Origin of the sequence: Vibrio sp. 10N.222.55.C6, from assembly GCF_041473395.1 — a bacterium.
Classification (GTDB): domain Bacteria; phylum Pseudomonadota; class Gammaproteobacteria; order Enterobacterales; family Vibrionaceae; genus Vibrio; species Vibrio crassostreae_C.
Window position 1 is genome coordinate 1 of sequence record NZ_JBFRSD010001299.1, and the last position, 307, is coordinate 307.

Below are 307 nucleotides of genomic sequence, written 5' to 3' on the forward strand. Positions count from 1 at the left end.
GTTTTAAATGACTTTCCTTCAGTGAAGGAAGTAATAGACTCTGATAGACGATCATTTTCAGAATTTTTAAAATTATTAGAAAAATCTGACAGGTTTAAGAAATGGACAGTTGGAGTTAACCCTGATGTTGGCGTGGTTTCTGAATACCTAAATGAGTTGGGTGGGCAACACTGGTTGGAAAGAACACCGGGAAAAACAATAAGGTATGCTTTGGGCTCAACGATATCTGCTTTTGAGCCATTTATTGGCTCGGCTCTATCACTAGCAGACACACTAATTACTGACAAACTAGCTATCGGTTGGAAGC

General features: G+C 39.1%; 1 protein-coding gene. It reads left to right on the top strand.

Annotation, left to right across the window (positions count from 1 at the left end; all coding sequences use genetic code 11):
- On the top strand, positions 1 to 307 hold a 307-nt coding region (locus AB4486_RS28610), incomplete at both ends, for a hypothetical protein (protein WP_372120214.1).